Source organism: Actinomadura sp. 3N407, from assembly GCF_052245875.1.
Lineage (GTDB): Bacteria > Actinomycetota > Actinomycetes > Streptosporangiales > Streptosporangiaceae > Spirillospora.
In genome coordinates this window covers 342,474-359,984 of sequence record NZ_JBQQBP010000007.1, presented here as the reverse complement: position 1 = coordinate 359,984, position 17,511 = coordinate 342,474, and the positions used below count along the sequence as shown (strand labels likewise).

Here is a 17,511-nt window from a genome sequence, read left to right as displayed (position 1 = left end):
AGCGCACATCCGGTCACAGCCGGATGTGAACACCCCCGCGGCCCGGTGCCCGGTCGCGGCGGACCGGGCCGTCCGGCGAGCGGCCGGACGAGCGCAGCACCGACTCCCACGCGTCCCCCGACGCCAGCGGCAGGTGCGGGACGCCCCAGTGCCACGCCGACACCAGCAGATCCGGGTCGCGCGGCTGGTACCGCTCCCCCAGGGCGCGCGCCATGTCCCACGCGTGCAGATGCCATTCCACGCAGGCCGCGCCCGCGTGGTCGCCGACGGTGTACTTGGTGCCCCGGTAGATGAGATGCGTCCGGTCCCACATGTCCGGCATCAGGTCGGCGTACGCCCCGGCCGACACCCCGAACGCCATGATCCGGTCGGGTCCCGGCTCGGGCGGCAGCACCGCGAGCTCGGCCGCGTTCTGCCGGGCCTGCTGCCTGATCAGCACCGCCGCCGCCGCGTCCCGCGCGAACAGCGTGGCCAGCCGGCTGTCGGGCGCGTCCTGGAGATACTCCAGGAAGTTCTCCGCGACGCACCGCAGATGCCCGGCCAGGTCGATCAGCCGCCAGTCGGCGCAGGGCGTCGGGACGTCCCAGTCGACGGCCTTGTCCGCCAGCGCCCGGATCGCCCGCACCCCCTCCTGGTAGGACTCGAGTACGCGGTACCGGTCCGGCGGCGTGCGCTCCACGTGACTTTCCCCCCGCGTCCAGAGCACCGTGTGCCCTCTCCGCCGCGGCGCGGCCACGCGCCCGTCGCGGCCGGCGACATGCGGCGCGGGCCTCCCCCGGCGTTCCCCCGAGAGGGCAGACTCTCAAAGTTCGGTGGCCGGTGCCACCCGGTGACGCTGTGTCGCCACACGTCGGGGACGGCTCAGACGATCACCGTGGGCTGCGTCCGGAAGCTGAGCCGGTGCGCCTCGCGGGCGGTGCGCAGCCGGTCGACCTCGTCGGTCCACGGGCGCACCGCCGGGCGCGCCTTGGCCTTGCGGTAGGCGATCTCCGCGGCGCGGCGCGTCCCGGCGTTCTGCGAATCGGCCGTGTACACCTTCGGGCCCATCGCGGCGCGCTCGGACGCCTCGGCGGCGGCGAGCACGGACGTCATCGCCTTGTCGAACGCGACCGTCAGCTCCCGCAGCCGCGGCTGGGGCACGTCCGCGCCCTGCGCGTCCCGCAGCGCCCGCTCCGCCTCGCCGGCCGCCGCCAGCCGCGCCTCGTACTCGCCGGCCAGCCGCTGGTCGGCCTCGTACAGTTCCGCGACGTCCTTGCTCACCCGGCGGCCCAGCGGCATGGTGGTACTCCCTCAACGGTCTCGAATCCGGTCGAGGTCAGCGTACGCGGGCTCGCGGCGTGTCGGGGCGACGGACACCCGGCTTCGGCCCTTTACACAGTAAGGTCGGTGCTCATGGTCAGGCAGCCCAGCATCAACGCCCAGCACCGGACGCCGCTGTCCACCGAACGGATCATCGAGGCGGCCCTGCGGATCGTCGACGGCCAAGGCCTCAGCCGGCTCACCATGCGCCGGCTCGGCGACGCGCTGGAGGTCGAGGCGATGGCGATCTACCACCACCTCCCCCGCGGCAAGGAGCAGCTCCTCGACGGGCTCGTCGCGCACGTCGCGTCCGCCCCCGCGCAGGCCGACGGGGCGGCGTCCGGGGCGTGGCGGGACGCCCTGCGCGCGTGGGCCGCCGACTACCGGGGCCGGCTGCTCGCGCACGCCGGCGTGCTGCCCCTCGTCGTCACCCGCCGCAACCCCGCCGCGCTCACCACCACGGTCGCGTCGCTGCGCGAGGTCCTCCGCCGCGGCGGTGTCGCGGAGGACACGGCGGCGGCCGCCGCGCACACCCTGCTCGGCTACGTGATCGGCCACGCCGCGCTGGAGGTGCGCGACACCGGCGAGGACGGCGCGGACCGCGCGGTCGACTGGGACGCCCGCTTCACCGCCGGCCTCGACCTCATCATCGGCGGCGCCGGCTGAGCCCCGGCCGCCCGTTCAGTCCTCTACGACGAGGACCTCCAGGTGGCAGGGGCCGTGGACGCCCTCCACCCGGACCATCTCGATGCCGTCGGTCGCGGACGGGCCGCTGATCCACGTCAGCGGGCGGGCCGGGTCGAGCCGACCGACCGCCTCCGGCACCGTCCCCGCGATCTGGTCGGCGTGCACCACGCACAGGTGGTAGCCGGGGACGAGGGACAGCGCCCGCCGCCCCTGCGCGCGGCCCCCGTCCAGGATCACCGTGCCGGTCTGCGCCACGGCCACCGCGCAGCCGGTGACCACGCCGTCCACGGCGGCGAGGGCGCCGAGGTCGACCGCCGGGGTGTCGGCCAGCGCCCGGACCCCGTCCAGCTCCGCGAGCCACCCGAACGGCAGGTCCGCCGGGACGACGATCTGCTTGACCTCCCGCCCCCACAGCGCGGCGGCCACCGCGGTGCCCAGCTCGTCCGCGCTCACATGCCGCACCGCCGCCCGGTTCCCGGCGACCCGCTCGGTGAACAGAGCGATGACGTCCGCCCTGGTCGCCGCCTCCTGCTCGGGCAGCCGTCGCGCGTAGCCGCGCGGCACCGGCGGACGCGCGCCGCGGGCCCCGCCGAGCGCCTCCCGCACCCGCCGCAGCACCTCCCCCCGCGACCCGGCGCCGCCGCCGGCGGTCACGGCCGCCTCCGCGTCCCCGCCGTCACGGCCGCCTCTGCGTCCACCAGGCGCGGAAGCTCTCGGCCGGCGGCGCGGGCAGGTCGCGGGCCTCCGTCCACTTGCCGAGCAGGCCGGGCAGCCGGCGGATCCGGCCGCCGCGCGACAGCAGCCGCGCCCACCGGGTGCCGCGCCGCAGCGCCGTCTCGTGGCGGCGCGGGTCGCCCATCGTCCAGGCGAGGCCGCGCATCAGCACCAGCTCCGGCGTCGGGACCGGACGCCTGCGGCGCGACTCGACCACCTTCCCGCGCAGATGGACCAGCACGTCCGGGATGTCGATCTTCACCGGGCACACGTCGGCGCAGGCTCCGCACAGCGTGGACGCGTACGGCAGCGACGCGTCGGCGGCGCTCTCCACGCCGCGCATCTGCGGGGTGAGGATCGCGCCGATCGGCCCGGGATGGACCGGCCCGTAGGCCTGCCCGCCCGTCCGTTCGTAGACGGGACAGACGTTCATGCAGGCCGAGCAGCCGATACAGCGCAGCGCAGCGCGTCCGACCTCGTCGGCGAGGGGCCCTGGTGCGGCCGTTGTCGAGCAGGACGAGGTGGAACTCGCGCGGCCCGTCGCCCGGCGACACCCCCGTCCACGTCGAGACGTACGGGGTCATCCGGTCTCCCGACGACGACCGCGGCAGCAGCTGGAGGAACACCTCCATGTCCGCCCAGGTCGGGACGACCTCCCAGTCGGCGGGCTCCGCGGCCGCGGCGGCCTCCCGCTCCCTGATCGCCGCGGTCGCGCCGCGCAGGTTGCGGCGCAGCCGCGTGTCGGCCAGCGCGGACCGCGCCGCGGCGGCGAACTTCGGCGTCGGCAGCGGCACCGGCCCGCTCGTCCCGGCGGAGGGCGGGGTCGTCCGCGGGGAGGAGCCGGTCACGCCGGCCCCGTCTCGGCGAGGATCTCGGCCAGGTGCATGGTGCGGACGCCGCCGCGCAGCCGGGACAGCGCGCCGCCGATGTGGGCGAGGCAGGAGTTGTCGACCGCGCACACCACGTCGGCGCCCGTGTCGCGGATGTGCCTGACCTTGTCGGCGACCATCGCGACCGACACGTCCGCGTTCTTCATCGCGAAGGCGCCGCCGAACCCGCAGCACTCCCCGGCCGCGGGCAGCTCCACCAGGTCGAGGCCCTTGACCGCGCGCAGCAGCCGCAGCGGCCGGTCTCCCACGCCGAGCGTGCGGGCGGACTGGCAGGACGGATGGTAGGTGACCCGGTGCGGGAAGTAGGCGCCGACGTCGGTGACGCCGAGGACGTCGACGAGGAACTCCGTCAGCTCGCAGACGGTGAGGGCCTCGGCGGCGCGGGCCAGGCCCGGGTCACGGGCCGCCCGCGCGATCCGGGGATAGGCGTCGCGGACGGCGGCCGCGCAGGACGCCGACGCGGCGACCACGACCTCGGTGCCCTCGAACGCGGCCGTGTACGCGCGGGCGAGGCCGGCGGCCTCGCGGTGGTAGCCGGTCGTCCAGTGGATCTGGCCGCAGCACGTCTGCCCCGGCGGGTAGACGACCTCGTGCCCCAGCCGCTCCAGCAGGGCGGTCACGGCCTTCCCGGTATCGGGGAACAGCGCGTCGTCGAAGCAGGCGACGGAAAGGGAGACCCGCACCGGCCTCACTCCCCCCACGCCTCGCAAAGGCCGTTCCCGCCGAACATCGTAGGGGTTTCACGCCCCGACGGCGTGTCGTTCTTCGGCCGTTACGTGCGGGAGGGACGCTATGCCTGGCACCTCGGGGTGAGACGGGTCACAACACTCCGGTACCCCGGTACCAACGGACAACCCTCCCAACGGGCTATAGCCGGTGATGGCGAACCGTTCCACACTGGGGTGCGTCAATTAGGGAAAGCACCACAACCGACCAAGTAGTTGAGACCGGAGGCACCACGATGTGCCCGCACCAGCCGCCCTGTCCCTCGCACACTGCACCCGACCGCGACGCCGCCCGGACGCTGGCCTCACACCCCGAGCAGGGGTGGAGCCTGCTGTGCAACGGCGTCGTGCTCTTCGAGGACACCGGTGAGCTGCTGCCCGACGGGGGAGTCATCGCACCGCACCGGCCGACGGACCTTCAGGCTCCGTCCGCCGCTTGAACGGGGTCTCCACGGGGGACTAGTTCGAACGGATGATCATCCTCGGGGGCACGGCCACCTGCCCGCAGTCTCTGGGCCCCGCACGGGGCCCGGAGCAGATCCGCTACTCCCGGCCGCCCGTCCGCACCGGACGGGCCGCCCATCTCCGCAACCACGGCTCCGCCGCCCTCCCGGCCGCGGCGGGGTCCCGGTTGAGATCGTGCCGCTCCCCCGCCAGCACCGCGACATGCGCCGCGTCCGCCGCGTCCGGCATCCCGAACGGGTCACGGTCACCGTTGACGACGAGGACCTCCACCCCCGCCGAACGCAGCTCCCCCACCCGGGTCTTCTCCGGGTCGCGCGGCGGGTGAAGCGGGAACGCCAGCGCCAGGACGCCCGCCGCGCCGGCGGCCGCCGCCGTCCGGCACGCCACCCGGGCACCGTTGCTCCGCCCGCCCTGGATCAGCGGGACGTCCCCGAAACCGTCCCGCACCGCGCCGACGATCTCCAGCCACGCCTCGTCCTGCTTCGCGGCGGGGCCCGGCGCGCGGCGCCCGGCGAGCCGGAACGGCTGCGTCACCCGCGCGACGGCGCCGCCGAGACCGAGCGCGGTCTCCCGCACGGCGAGCAGGTCGGGCGCGCCCACTCCCCCGTTCGACCCGTGCGTCAGCACCAGCAGGAACGCCGGTCCGGCCACCTCGTCCAGCGTCACCTCCGCCGGCCCGTGCGCGGTCAGGATCTCCATGCCGTTCACCGTAGCCGCCCTCCCGAGCGATCACTGCGGCAGACTGTCCCCATGGAGAAGATGACCGACAGCGAATGGCGCGCCTTCGTGTCCGAGGGCACCCGCACCGGCAAGGCGGGCGTCACCCGCAAGGACGGGGCGCCGCACGTCACGCCGATCTGGTTCGTCCTCGACGGCGACGAAGTGCTGTTCAACACCGGCCGCGACACCGTCAAGGGCCGTACCCTGGCCCGCGACCCGCGCGTCTCCATCTGCGTGGACGACCAGACGCCGCCGTTCTCCTACGTGCTGATCCAGGCCGAGGCGTCCCTCATCGAGGACCCCGACGAGATGCGCCGCTGGGCCACCGTCATCGGCCGCCGCTACATGGGCGCGGAACGCGCCGAGGAGTTCGGGGCCCGCAACGCCGTCCCCACCGAGTACCTCGTCCGCGCCCGCATCACCAAGGTGGTCGCCGAGCGCGCCATCGCGCACTGACGGGTTCAGTCGTCGGGCCAGCCGGGGACGGGCGTGCCCGTGGCGAGGCGGAGCCGCTCGGCGAAGCTCTCGTGCAGCAGCGGGCCCCACGCGTAGCCGCTCGGGACCCGCACCGCCCTGCCGAGCACGTCGTGCGTCTCGCCCGGCCGCCGTTCGGCCGGGGCGTCGGCGTACCGGACGGCGAGGAGCGCGTACATGTGGTCGAGGGCGCCGAACGCCTCACCGGTGAGCGCGGGGAGCGTCCCGTCCGACACGGCCTGCTCGACGACCGGCTCCCACCACAGGTCGGCGGGGTCGCCGTCCTCCTCGCCCTCGCCGAAGTCGCGGCGCAGCCGCGCCCGCACCTGCCCCGCGGTGCCCGGGTCGGCCAGCCCCCGCCGCCACACCTCGCCCGCCTCGGCCGCGCGGCCCCGCAGCGGCAGCGTCCGCGCCAGCAGCTCGGTGGCCAGCGGCCCCACCTCCGGGTCGGGCGGCTCCTCCCCCAGCGCCGCGCCGAACGCGCCGATCGCCTGATCGAGGTAGGAGATGCCGAGCGCGACGGCGAGCCGCGCGTAGGCGTACGGGGCGGTGCCCCGGTCGATCAGCCTGAGCCCGGCGGCGAGGATCCGCTGCGCCCGCGCGGGATCGCCGCGTTCCAGCAGCCGCTCCGCCAGGTCGTGCGCGGCGGGCGGCCCGTACTCGGCGTCACCGGTCCCGATCACCGCCTCCCAGTGCTCGCGCGCCGCGTCGAACTCGCCGGCATCGTCGGCGATCCTGGCGAGCGCCAGGTGGGCGGGCGGAAGGTAGGCGGCGTTGCCGAAGTCGACCACCACCCGCCAGGCGGGCGCCGCCTGGCCGTGCTCACCGGCCCGCTCGTGCGTGAGGGCGAGATGGTAGGCGGCGCGCGGCCCGTACTCGGGGTCCCCGGTGGCGATCGCGGCCCGGTCCGCCTCCCGCGCCCTCTCGACGTCACCGGAGTCGTCGAGGACGACGGCCAGGCCCAGCGCGGCCTGAGCCCGGCAGGGCGTCTCGCCGAGCGCGAGCACCTTCTCGAACAGCAGCGCCGCCCGCTCCGCCTCGCCGTTCTCGGCGAGGTTCCGCGCTTGCTCGCACAACTGCGCCGGGTCGTCGGACACACGCTCCGCTGACTCGCTCATCCGGCGAGCTTATTGCAGTGTCCTCGGCCCCGGGTGCCGGAGCGCCCTCCTTCGGCGGGCACCGCGGCGATCGCCGCATCGCTCCGACTCGCCCGGCGGCTCGCTGCGCGCTCGGGTTCTCGCAGGCTCGAACGCGGCTTCGCACCCGATCGGCAACGCCCGGGGTCGCCGGTGGCCGGTGCAACCGGGTCCCTTGCGTCCTCATGTGGTCGCGCCCGGGCCGGCTCAATCCTCGAAGGCGTCCGGGGGCGGGCAGGAGCAGATGAGGTTGCGGTCGCCGTAGGCCTGGTCGATGCGGCGGACGGGCGGCCAGTACTTGTCGTCGCGGAGGGCGGGGACGGGGTAGGCGGCCTCCTGGCGGGTGTAGGCGTGCTTCCAGTCGTCGGAGATCAGGCAGGCGGCGGTGTGCGGGGCGTTCCTGAGCGGGTTGTCCTCGCGGTCGTAGCCGCCGTCGGCGACGCGCCGGATCTCCCGGCGGATCTCGATCATGGCGTCGCAGAACCGGTCGAGCTCGGCGAGGTCCTCGGACTCGGTCGGCTCGATCATCAGGGTGCCGGCGACGGGGAACGACAGGGTCGGGGCGTGGAAGCCGTAGTCGATGAGCCGCTTGGCGACGTCCTCGGCGGTGATCCCGGTCTCCTTCGTGATCTTGCGGAGGTCGGCGATGCACTCGTGGGCGACGAGGCCGTTGCGGCCGGTGTACAGGATCGGGTAGTGCGGCGCGAGGCGGGCGGCGAGGTAGTTGGCGCCGACGATCGCGCTCTCGGTGGCGGCGCGCAGTCCGTCCGGGCCCATCATCGCGATGTACGCCCAGGAGATCGGCAGGATGCCCGCCGAGCCCCACGGCGCCGCGGAGATCGGGCCCACGCCCGTCTGCGGGCCGGCCTCCGCGCGGAGCGGGTGGTTCGGCAGGAAGGGGGCCAGGTGCTCGCGGACGCCGATCGGGCCGACGCCGGGGCCGCCGCCGCCGTGCGGGATGCAGAACGTCTTGTGCAGGTTGAGGTGCGAGACGTCGGAGCCGAACTCGCCGGGACGGGCCAGGCCGACGAGCGCGTTGAGGTTGGCGCCGTCCACGTAGACCTGGCCGCCCGCCTCGTGCACGGCCGCGCACACGTCGGTGATCGACTCCTCGAAGACGCCGTGCGTGGACGGATACGTCACCATGATCGCGGCGAGCCGGCCGCCATGCTCGCCGATCTTGGCGTGCAGGTCGTCGAGGGCGACGTTGCCGCCCTCGTCGCACTTCACGACGACGACGCGCATCCCGGCCATGACGGCGCTGGCGGCGTTGGTGCCGTGCGCGGACGACGGGATCAGGCACACGTCCCGGTGCTGCTCGCCGCGGGACGCGTGGTACCCGCGGATGGCGAGCAGGCCGGCCAGCTCGCCCTGCGAGCCGGCGTTCGGCTGGACCGACACCTCGGCGTACCCGGTGATCTCGGCGAGCGCGTGCTCCAGTTCGCCGATCAGCTCGACGTATCCGGCGGCCTGGTCGACGGGCGCGAACGGGTGGATGTTCGCGAACTCAGGCCAGGTGACCGGCTCCATCTCGGCGGTGGCGTTCAGCTTCATCGTGCAGGAGCCGAGCGGGATCATGGAGCGGTCGAGCGCGATGTCCTTGTCCTGGAGCCTGCGCAGGTAGCGCAGCATCGCGGTCTCGGAGCGGTGCGCGCGGAAGACCGGGTGGGTCAGGTAGGGGCTCTCGCGGCGCAGCGCGCCCGGGAGCGCCTCGGCCGCCCCGCCGGCGCCGGCGGCCGGGACGCCGAACGCCTCCAGGACGGCGGTGACGTGCTCGGGCAGCGTCGTCTCGTCGCAGGCGATCCCCACGTGGCCGGCGTCCGCGGGGCGCAGGTTGATCCCGCGCTCGCGGGCCGCGGCGACGACCTCCGCGGCGCGGCCGGGGACGCGGGCGAGGACGGTGTCGAAGAACGCGTCGTGGACGATCTCCACGCCGCCGGCGCGCAGCCCCGCGGCGATCTCGGCGGCCCGGCGGTGCGTCCGCTGGGCGATCGCCGCGAGCCCCTCCGGCCCGTGGTAGACGGCGTACATGCTCGCCATGACGGCGAGGAGGACCTGCGCGGTGCAGATGTTGCTGGTGGCCTTCTCGCGCCGGATGTGCTGCTCGCGGGTCTGCAGCGCCAGCCGGTGCGCGGGGGCGCCGTCGGCGTCGACGGACACGCCGACGAGCCGTCCGGGGAGCTGCCGCCGGATGCCCTCGCCGACCGCCATGTAGCCGGCGTGCGGGCCGCCGAACCCGTACGGGACGCCGAACCGCTGCGACGAGCCCACGGCGATGTCGGCGCCGGACTCCCCCGGCGGGCGCAGCAGCGTCAGCGCGAGCAGGTCGGCCGCGACGACCACCTTGGCGCCGCGGTCGTGGGCCTGCCCGATGACCGGCTCCAGGTCGCGGACGGCGCCGGACGCGCCCGGGTACTGCAGCAGCACCCCGAAGAAGTCGCCCTCGGGCAGCCCGCCGGACAGGTCGGCGGTGACCACCTCGATGCCGAGCGGGACCGCCCGCGTCCGCACGACCTCGATCGTCTGCGGGAGGGCGTCGGCGTCGACCAGGAACGCGCCCGGCTCCTTGCGCCTGGAGACGCGGTGGGCGAGGGCCATGGCCTCGGCGGCGGCGGTGCCCTCGTCCAGCATGGACGCGTTCGCGACCGGCAGCCCCGTCAGGTCGGCGACCACCGTCTGGAAGTTCAGCAGGGCCTCGAGGCGCCCCTGGGAGATCTCCGGCTGGTACGGGGTGTAGGCGGTGTACCAGCCGGGGTTCTCCATGACGTTGCGCAGGACGACGGCCGGGGTGATCGTCCCGTGGTAGCCGAGGCCGATCATGGACGTCAGGACGGTGTTGCGGGCGGCGAGTTCCCGGAGCCGGTCCAGCGCGGCGGGCTCGCTCAGCGCGGGCGGCAGGTCCAGCGGGCGGGACGTGCGGATGGCGGCGGGCACCGCGTCGTCGATGAGCGCCTCGACGCCGGAGTAGCCGATGACGGCGAGCATCCGGGCCTGGTCGTCCGGGGAGGGGCCGATGTGCCGGTCGGCGAACGTGGAACGGGGATGCTGCGGCGAGGCCACGGGGGCGAAGAACTGGGCGGTCATGGAGAGCCTCCTGGCGGCTGCGATGCTCAGGTCCGCCGCCGGCGCGGGCCGGCGGCCGGTCTCCCCCTCTGTCATCGGCACCTGAGAGCTTCGCCCGCGCGGCGGGATTTCCCCTTCGGTGAGCCGCCCTTCCCCGCGTGCGGGGATCGACGCCTGCTTTCCAGAGGTGCCTCGCCCGAGCGGTCCTTTTGCCTGAGAGGTTCCGGGGAGGTTGCCCCTTCGGCGCCCCACGCTGGCGGCGTGGGGTCTCTCCCGCCCAGGGTCGACGGCATGTCCTCGACAAACCCTACCCAAAGCCGGGCCCCGGGACGGGCCCGCCCCTTCCGGCGCCGGCGCCCCGGCGGGCACGCCGCTCTGCCAATGAGTACGATATGGAGGTCTGACCTGGGAGGTCACGGGCCTCGGGGCCTCACGACGGGAGATGGGGCTTCGGGTGCACACGCGACGGCCGGACGGCCCGCCGGCCGCTCGACGGCGCGCCGCCGGTTCTGGGACGCTGATCACGATGACGGATGGTCAGGGCGGCGGTACGGCGTGACGCAGACCCACGACGGCACGGTGCGCCCGAGGCAGGGCGCGGCCGCCGGTGTGCCCGTCGACGAGCCCGCCCAGCCGGACCGGATCCGCCGCCCGTCGGACGCGTTCAGGTTCGCGGCGTCGGTGACCGGCCTGGTGGCGGTGATGCTGCTGGTGTCGTTCGCGCAGCAGACGACGCACGGCCTGCAGACCGACATCGCCGAGGGCACCGCGCACGCGCCCCGGCCGCTGCTGTCGCTGGCCACGCTGATCTCCAGCTTCGGGGTGCTGGCCGCGCCGATCGCGTTCGGCATCGAGCGGCTGTTCCACAAGGACGGGACGCGCGTCGCGATCGCGCTGCTGGCCGCCGTGATCGCGTTCGGCATCACGATCGGGCTGGACGACCTGGTGGTGCGGGCGGCGCCCGGCGGCGTCCTGGACTCGCTGATCTGGGGCGGCACCGAGACGGCCCCGGTGCACACCGACATCGCCCCCGTCATCGCGTTCGTCAGCGCGGTGGGGATGGCCGGGCGCACCCGGTGGCAGGCCGCGACCTGGACGATGATCGGGCTCGCGGCGCTCACCGGGCTCACCGCGGGCTACGCCTCGGTCTCCGCGCTCGCCGCCACCTACTTCCTCGGGCGCGCCATCGGCCACGGCACCCTGTACGCGGTCGGCACCCCCAACCCGCGTCCCACGGGCATGACGGTCGTCGCCGCGCTCGAACGGCTCGGGCTGCGCCCGAAGCGGGCGGCGCGCCTGGACGACCCCGCCGAGGGCGCCGAGGAGACCCGCAGGTACGGCGTCGCCCTGGCCCCCCGTCCCGGGAACGGGGACGGGGGGGGCGACGGGCACGGCACGCGGCTCCCGGCGCGCCCCGGCGGCCACGGCGAATGGGACCTCGAACTCCGCGTCCTGGACCGCGACCAGCAGACGGCGGGGCTGCTGTACCGAGTCTGGAGGCTGCTGCGGCTGCGCTCCACGACGACCGGGCGGGCGCTGCGCTCCCTGCGCAGGTCCCTGGAGCAGGAGTCGCTGATGGCGTACGCGGTGGACGCCGCGGGCGCCCGGACCCCCCGCCTTATCGGCACGTCGGAGGTCGGCACGGAGGCGGCGCTGCTGGCGTTCGAGCACGTGCCGGGCCGGCGGCTCGCGGACGTCCCCGACGAGCAGATCACCGACGGCCTGCTGACGGACGTGTGGCGGCAGTTCCGTTCGCTGCAGGCGGGCCGGCTGGCGCACCGGCGGCTGCAGGACGAGGCGATCGTGGTCGGCGACGACGGCCGCGCCTACATCACCGACCTGCGGGCCGGGGAGACCGCGGCGGGCGACCTGGCGCTGCGGCTCGACCTGGCGCAGCTGCTGACGACGCTCGCGCTGCGGGCGGGACCGGAGCGGGCGGTCCGCACCGCCGCGCGGGTGCTGGGCGAGGAGTCCCTGGCCGCCGCGGTGCCGCTGCTGCAGCGGGTGGCGCTGTCACGCACGACCCGGACGGCGCTGCGGCACGACCGGGAGGTGCTGACCCGCATCCGCGAGCAGATCATCCGGCTGAAGCCGGAGACGGAGGTCTCGCCGGCCAGGCTGGAACGGTTCCGGCCCCGGACGATCTTCAGCATCGTGGCGCTGTCGATCGCGGCCTACATCGTCATCCCGCAGGTGGCGAGCCTGGACGTGGCGACCATGGCGTCCGCGGCGAGCTGGCACTGGGCGCTGGCCGCGCTGGGCGCCGCGGCCCTCACCTACGTCGCCGCGGCGCTCATGCTGATGGGGTTCGTGCCGGAGAGGCTGCCGCTGGGGCGGACGGTGCTGGTCCAGGTCGCCGCGTCGTTCGTGAAGCTGGTGGCGCCGGCGGCCGTGGGCGGCGTCGCCGTCAACACCCGCTACCTGCAGCGCTCGGGGGTGCGGCCCGGCCCGGCGGTGGCGAGCGTCGGCGCGTCGCAGCTGGTGGGGCTGGTCACGCACATCCTGCTGCTGATCCTGTTCGGGTTCCTCACCGGCTCGACGACGAAGGCGACGCAGGATCTCGCGCCGTCCCGCACGATCGTCATCGTGGTGCTGTCGCTGGGGCTGCTCGCGGGGCTGGCGCTGACCGTCCCGCGGGTCCGGCGGGAGGTCACGTCGCGTCTGAGGAGCATGTTCTCGGGGGTGGTGCCCCGGCTGGTGGACGTCCTGCAGACGCCGCGGAAGCTGTTCACGGGGATGGGCGGGACGCTGCTGCTGACGGTCGCGTTCGTGCTCTGCCTGGACGCGTCGATCCGCGCGTTCGGCGGGTCGCTGCCGCTGACGACCGTCGTGGTGGTCTTCCTCACCGCCAACGCGGTCGGGTCGGCGGCGCCGACGCCCGGTGGTCTCGGCGCCGTCGAGGGCGCCCTGACCCTCGCGCTGACGATCTCGGGGCTCACCGCGGAGACGGCGACGTCGGCGGTGCTGCTCTACCGGCTTCTCACGCTGTGGCTGCCGGTCCTGCCGGGATGGGGCGCGTTCACCTACCTGCAGCGGCGGGAGGCGCTCTGACCGTCAGCCGGTGCGGCGGGCGCGCCGCCGGCCGGCCAGCTCGTCGTGGGGGTGGTCGGACGGGTCGTCGTCATCGACGGCGGCGCGCTCACCGGGTAGTTCCGCGAGGCTGCCCTCCACCTCCTGCCACACCCGGCCGAGCGCGATGCCGAACACGCCCTGCCCGCCCTGGAGCAGGTCGACGACCTCGTCGGGCGAGGTGCACTCGTACACGCTGACGCCGTCGCTCATCAGCGTGATCTGCGCCAGGTCCCTGACGCCGCGGTCCCGCAGGTGGGTGACGGCCGTGCGTATCTGCTGCAGCGACACGCCGGTGTCCAGGAGCCGCTTCACGACCTTCAGGACGAGGATGTCGCGGAAGCTGTAGAGCCGCTGGCTGCCCGACCCGTGCGCCGGCCGTACGCTCGGCTCCACCAGCTTGGTGCGCGCCCAGTAGTCGAGCTGCCGGTAGGTGATCCCCGCCGCCGCGCACGCGGTGGGGCCGCGGTAACCGACATCCTCCGGCGGCGCCGAGACCTGGGTGTCGAAGAGCAGGCCCTGCTCTCCGGCACGCCGGGACGCCATGTGCCTGTCGGGGGTCGCCTTGCCCTCGCCGCTGCTCACCGCCACGCGGACCTCCGGCTTCTATCAGCCCGTGCCGCTTCGTCAAGGGGGTTCGACGAATTACACCACGGGTGTTCCACCAGCACGGTAGGTGCCGGTCAGGGTGTGGTCAACGTTCACCGTCGGCGCGTCGCATGCCCGGATGAACCGGCTTCACGTGGGCAAACTGCGCACCTTCACCGCCAAACCACTCCTACCCCGATGCCCGCCCGGCAAAAACCGCCAGGTCCGGGGCGATGCACATCCAATCGCGGCAGGGCATGAACATACACCCGAGAGTGACATTCACCACGTTCTTCGCATGCCCCGTGGAGCCCGGATCATGCGGGCCGGACCTCCGGGTTCGTCAGCCGGCGCGGCCGAAGTCCTCCGGGGAGATGGTGTCGAGGAACTCGCGGAACTTCTCGACCTCGTCCTCCTGCTCGTCCGGGATGGCCACGCCGGCCTCTTCGAGGACGTCCTCGCTGGCGAAGATCGTGGCGCCGGTGCGCAGGGCCAGGGCGATGGAGTCGGAGGGGCGGGCGCTCACCTCGACGCCGTTGGAGAAGATGAGGTCGGCGAAGAAGATGCCTTCGCGCAGCGCGGTGATGTTGACGGTGCGCAGCTGGACGCTGAGGGCGTCGAGCACGTCGCGGAACAGGTCGTGGGTGAGGGGGCGGGCGGGCAGCACGCCCTGCTGGGCGAAGGCGATCGCGGTCGCTTCGACCGCCCCGATCCAGATGGGCAGGTAGCGATCGCCCTCCGTCTCCTTCAACAGGACGATCGGCTGATTGGAGGGCATCTCGACCCGGACGCCGACGACCTCCATCTGCTTCACTGCGGCTCCCTGCTGGTTCTCGCTGTCTGGATCACCACGTGCAGCGGATCGATTCGTGACCGAACCCTGTAGCCAACGTACACCCAGGCCCGGACAGCTCGTGATGCCGCGGGTCCGGCAAAATCCTCCGCGGCACCCATGATCAGCGGTCGAGGCTTTCGCGGAGACCGGCCGATACCAGGGCGGCGTGGAGCCTGACCGACAGGGCCGCGATCTCCCGCGCGGTCTCGGCGGCCTGCTCGTGGGCGCCGCGGCTGCGGCGGCGCAGCTGCGGCGCGACCATCTGCTCGATGAGGCCGGCCTGCCGGTCGGCGGCGGCCTTGACCGCGCGCAGGTGCCGCACCTCGAAGCCGAACTCGCCGAGCGCCGCGGCGGCCCGCGCGATGCTGAGCGCGTCGCCCTCGTAGTGCGCGCCGGCCCTGCGGACGAGGCCGTACTCCTCCAGCCTGGCGAGGAGGGCCTCGTCGATGCCGGCGCCGTCCAGGAGCTGGCGGCGCGTCAGCCGGACGGCGGGGTCCTCGGCGGTGGTGTCGGCGGCGACGAGCGTGCGGGGACGGCGCTGCGGGGTGCCGGGGTCACCGGGCTTGGGGGAGCCGAGCGGCGGGACGCTCTCGCCGCGGTCGCACGCCTCCAGATGCTGCCGGATGACGCGCAGCGGAAGGTAGTGGTCGCGCTGCGCGGTGAGGACGAACCGGAGCCGCTCCACGTCGGCGTCGCCGAACTTGCGGTACCCGGACGGGCTGCGCTGCGGCTCGACCAGGCCCTCGGCCTCCAGAAACCGGATCTTGGAGATGGTGATGTCGGGGAACTCGGGCCTGAGCAGCCCGAGGACGTCCCCGATCGTCATCAGGGACCGGGCTGGCTGCGCGTTCAAGGCCCCTCCCATCGTCGCCGCGACCTCGTATCGTGCTCGCCGGTCAGCCGTGCGCCGGGTTGGTCAGGAACACCAGCCGGAACTTGCCGATCTGCACCTCGTCGCCGCCCGACAGCGCGGCCTGGTCGATCCGCTGCCGGTTGACGTAGAGGCCGTTGAGGCTGCCCACGTCGCGGACGGAGAACGCGCCGCCCTGTCGGGAGAACTCGGCGTGCCTGCGGGAGACGGTGACGTCGTCCAGGAAGATGTCGCTCTCGGGGTGCCGGCCCGCGGACGTGCGGTCCTTGTCGAGGAGGAAGCGGCTGCCGGCGTTGGGGCCCCGCTTGACCACGAGCAGCGCCGTCCCCGGGGGGAGCGCCTCCATGGCCATCTGGTCGGGGCCGACCGGCTCCTCGGCGCCCGCGTCGGTGTCCAGAGCCTCGAACCCGCCGATGGAGATCGTGGACGTGGACTCACCGGGGGATTCGCGGGGAGGCGGCGGCGACGGCGAACTCCGCGTCAGCGGAGTGCCGCAGTTCGAGCAGAAGCGGGCATCGTCCGGGTTGGCGTGACCGCACTGCGTGCAGTAGACGCTCGGCATCGATCGGCTCGGCCTCCTACCATCGGCGTACCGCCCGCGGCCGTCCCGCCGCAGCGGGAGCCGCCTGCGCCACGCGCATCCATCAAACCAACCCACGCCGGGGACCCGCCCCCGACCACGGTCCAACTCACCGGCCGCTCACACGACGGTCGCCGCAACTTACGCGGGTATTACCCGAGGGGTCAACTGGAACGGTGAGCCGACTGGACCAAACTACATTCGTCAATGATCGCAGGTCTACGGCGCCGCGCGGACGGCCCCGATCGCGACGCCCGTGCCGGGCGCCCGGTTCACCGCTCCCCCCGTTCCCCTCTACGGAGACCGTATCGCGCCGACGGTGACTTTCGCGCGCGGGTTGATCAGGACGGCCGCCCCCGTTCCCTGGAGGGTCTTCACCAGGCCGCCGGGGATGTTCAGCGCGGTCGTCATCGTGTGGGGGTCGCCGATGGCCAGGAACCGGTACGGGGCGGTGAGGAGTTCCCCGTCGGCCCGGATGCCGCGGGGACCGTCCAGGAAGTGGGTGTCGACGCCGGCGCGCACGTCGTCGACCTGGATGACCTCGGCGCCCGCGTCGCGGAGTTCCTCCAGGGCGTCCAGCAGGTTGATCGCCTTGACGCCGCCTCCGGGGTCGCTGATCACCATCTCGATGCCGGGCCCCTCGGCGGGGAGCGTCCCCGCCAGCAGGCCGTAGGTGGCGGCGCGCTCGCGGGCCTCCTCCAGCGCGGTCTCGCCTTCGGCGTCCCGTTCCAGCTCGGCCTTCGTCCGCTCCAGCTCGCGCACGTCGCCTCGCAGCCGCTCGGACCGCTGGCCCAGATCGGACAGGATTCCGACGAGTTCGTCCTGCCGCGCGGTGGCGAACGTGGTGTCCCGCTCGGTGGACTCGACCTGGACGACGACGGCGAAGCCCAGCAGGAGGCTCAGCAGCCCGCCGGCGAGCTGGCCCCGGCTGACTCGCGGCCTCAACAGCCCGGCGAGCCCGCGCAGGCCGGGGGGCTCCGCCGGACGCCCGTCCGCGTCAGGGCGCCCGTTCGCGGGGCCGTCTTCGCGCTCGTTCTCGTTTCCGGTCATGCGCCGAACAGCCTCCGCCGGATCCCGGCCACGTTGGAGAAGATCCGGATGCCGAGGACGACCACGACACCGGTGGACAGCTGGGAGCCGACGCCGAGCTTGTCGCCGAGGAAGACGATGAGCGCGGCGATGACGGTGTTGCTGACGAAGGAGACCACGAACACCTTCTCGTCGAAGATGCCCTCCAGGCGGGCACGGACGCCGCCGAACATGGCGTCGAGCGCCGCGACGATCGCGATCGGCAGGTACGGCTGCAGCCAGAGCGGCACGTCCGGCTGGAACACCAGGCCCAGCGTCACGCCGATCACCAGCCCGATGAGCGCGATCACTCCCGGGTCACCCCTC

At 74.0% G+C, this 17,511-nt stretch carries 17 protein-coding genes, 1 pseudogene and 2 riboswitches; of the genes and pseudogenes, 4 read left to right on the top strand and 14 right to left on the bottom strand.

What is annotated here, in order from left to right:
• Window positions 1–13: 13 nt before the first annotated feature.
• Window positions 14–679, bottom strand: coding sequence for a maleylpyruvate isomerase N-terminal domain-containing protein (locus ACTWPP_RS20430; RefSeq protein WP_443105889.1), 666 nt, complete (start codon window positions 677–679; stop codon window positions 14–16).
• A gap of 182 nt (window positions 680–861) precedes the next feature.
• A complete protein-coding gene (locus ACTWPP_RS20425) occupies window positions 862–1,278 on the bottom strand; it encodes a plectin (protein ID WP_443105888.1) in 417 nt (138 codons plus the stop codon).
• 114 nt (window positions 1,279–1,392) lie between these two features.
• On the opposite strand from ACTWPP_RS20425, the gene ACTWPP_RS20420 reads away from it, so the two are divergent.
• The gene (locus tag ACTWPP_RS20420) at window positions 1,393–1,965 is read left to right on the top strand and encodes a TetR/AcrR family transcriptional regulator (protein ID WP_443105887.1); all 573 of its coding nucleotides are present in this window, start codon (window positions 1,393–1,395) and stop codon (window positions 1,963–1,965) included.
• Window positions 1,966–1,980: 15 nt separating this feature from the next.
• Here the strand turns inward: ACTWPP_RS20420 and ACTWPP_RS20415 are convergent, their stop codons facing one another.
• The 3 genes and pseudogenes from ACTWPP_RS20415 to ACTWPP_RS20405 form a co-directional block, all read right to left on the bottom strand.
• Entirely contained in the window at window positions 1,981–2,640 is a 660-nt protein-coding gene (locus ACTWPP_RS20415; protein WP_443105886.1) for a LutC/YkgG family protein, read from the bottom strand.
• 22 nt (window positions 2,641–2,662) lie between these two features.
• Window positions 2,663–3,356, bottom strand: a pseudogene (locus ACTWPP_RS20410) (4Fe-4S dicluster domain-containing protein); the annotation flags it as partial.
• Window positions 3,357–3,544: 188 nt separating this feature from the next.
• Window positions 3,545–4,273 carry a (Fe-S)-binding protein gene (locus ACTWPP_RS20405; protein WP_443105885.1) on the bottom strand — a complete coding sequence of 243 codons (729 nt, stop codon included), beginning with the start codon at window positions 4,271–4,273 and terminating at the stop codon, window positions 3,545–3,547.
• Between the two features lie 278 nt (window positions 4,274–4,551).
• On the opposite strand from ACTWPP_RS20405, the gene ACTWPP_RS20400 reads away from it, so the two are divergent.
• Window positions 4,552–4,755, top strand: a complete 204-nt coding sequence (locus ACTWPP_RS20400) for a DUF5999 family protein (protein WP_443105884.1) — start codon at window positions 4,552–4,554, stop codon at window positions 4,753–4,755.
• A 103-nt stretch (window positions 4,756–4,858) separates the two neighbouring features.
• Here ACTWPP_RS20400 and ACTWPP_RS20395 read toward each other — a convergent pair whose 3' ends face one another.
• Window positions 4,859–5,479, bottom strand: coding sequence for an alpha/beta hydrolase family protein (locus tag ACTWPP_RS20395; RefSeq protein ID WP_443105883.1), 621 nt, complete (start codon window positions 5,477–5,479; stop codon window positions 4,859–4,861).
• 51 nt (window positions 5,480–5,530) lie between these two features.
• On the opposite strand from ACTWPP_RS20395, the gene ACTWPP_RS20390 reads away from it, so the two are divergent.
• A complete protein-coding gene (locus tag ACTWPP_RS20390; protein WP_443105882.1) occupies window positions 5,531–5,956 on the top strand; it encodes a PPOX class F420-dependent oxidoreductase in 426 nt (141 codons plus the stop codon).
• Window positions 5,957–5,961: 5 nt separating this feature from the next.
• Here ACTWPP_RS20390 and ACTWPP_RS20385 read toward each other — a convergent pair whose 3' ends face one another.
• Together ACTWPP_RS20385 and gcvP are read right to left on the bottom strand one after the other, a co-directional pair.
• A complete protein-coding gene (locus ACTWPP_RS20385; protein ID WP_443105881.1) occupies window positions 5,962–7,092 on the bottom strand; it encodes a tetratricopeptide repeat protein in 1,131 nt (376 codons plus the stop codon).
• Between the two features lie 225 nt (window positions 7,093–7,317).
• Entirely contained in the window at window positions 7,318–10,194 is a 2,877-nt protein-coding gene (gcvP, locus tag ACTWPP_RS20380; RefSeq protein WP_443105880.1) for an aminomethyl-transferring glycine dehydrogenase, read from the bottom strand.
• A gap of 58 nt (window positions 10,195–10,252) precedes the next feature.
• Window positions 10,253–10,364, bottom strand: a riboswitch (glycine riboswitch).
• A riboswitch (glycine riboswitch) is annotated at window positions 10,365–10,459 on the bottom strand.
• A 269-nt stretch (window positions 10,460–10,728) separates the two neighbouring features.
• On the opposite strand from gcvP, the gene ACTWPP_RS20375 reads away from it, so the two are divergent.
• Complete coding sequence (locus ACTWPP_RS20375; protein WP_443105879.1) at window positions 10,729–13,224, top strand: lysylphosphatidylglycerol synthase transmembrane domain-containing protein; 2,496 nt, start codon at window positions 10,729–10,731, stop codon at window positions 13,222–13,224.
• 3 nt (window positions 13,225–13,227) lie between these two features.
• On the opposite strand, the gene ACTWPP_RS20370 is transcribed toward ACTWPP_RS20375, so the two are convergent.
• The 6 genes from ACTWPP_RS20370 to ACTWPP_RS20345 all read right to left on the bottom strand — a co-directional run bounded on the left by ACTWPP_RS20370 (window position 13,228) and on the right by ACTWPP_RS20345 (window position 17,495).
• The gene (locus ACTWPP_RS20370) at window positions 13,228–13,833 is read right to left on the bottom strand and encodes a MerR family transcriptional regulator (RefSeq protein WP_443105878.1); all 606 of its coding nucleotides are present in this window, start codon (window positions 13,831–13,833) and stop codon (window positions 13,228–13,230) included.
• A 340-nt stretch (window positions 13,834–14,173) separates the two neighbouring features.
• A complete protein-coding gene (locus tag ACTWPP_RS20365) occupies window positions 14,174–14,644 on the bottom strand; it encodes a bifunctional nuclease family protein (RefSeq protein ID WP_067468341.1) in 471 nt (156 codons plus the stop codon).
• A 142-nt stretch (window positions 14,645–14,786) separates the two neighbouring features.
• Window positions 14,787–15,518 (bottom strand): transcriptional regulator FtsR, encoded by a 732-nt coding sequence (gene ftsR, locus ACTWPP_RS20360; protein WP_443105877.1) that lies wholly within the window; start codon window positions 15,516–15,518, stop codon window positions 14,787–14,789.
• Window positions 15,519–15,561: 43 nt separating this feature from the next.
• Window positions 15,562–16,098: an FHA domain-containing protein gene (locus ACTWPP_RS20355; protein ID WP_443105876.1), complete on the bottom strand. Its 537-nt coding sequence runs from the start codon at window positions 16,096–16,098 to the stop codon at window positions 15,562–15,564.
• Between the two features lie 312 nt (window positions 16,099–16,410).
• The gene (locus ACTWPP_RS20350; protein WP_443105875.1) at window positions 16,411–17,166 is read right to left on the bottom strand and encodes a DUF881 domain-containing protein; all 756 of its coding nucleotides are present in this window, start codon (window positions 17,164–17,166) and stop codon (window positions 16,411–16,413) included.
• Entirely contained in the window at window positions 17,163–17,495 is a 333-nt protein-coding gene (locus tag ACTWPP_RS20345) for a small basic family protein (RefSeq protein ID WP_443105874.1), read from the bottom strand. The genes ACTWPP_RS20350 and ACTWPP_RS20345 overlap by 4 nt, the downstream gene beginning before the upstream one ends.
• Between the last annotated feature and the right edge of the window lie 16 nt (window positions 17,496–17,511).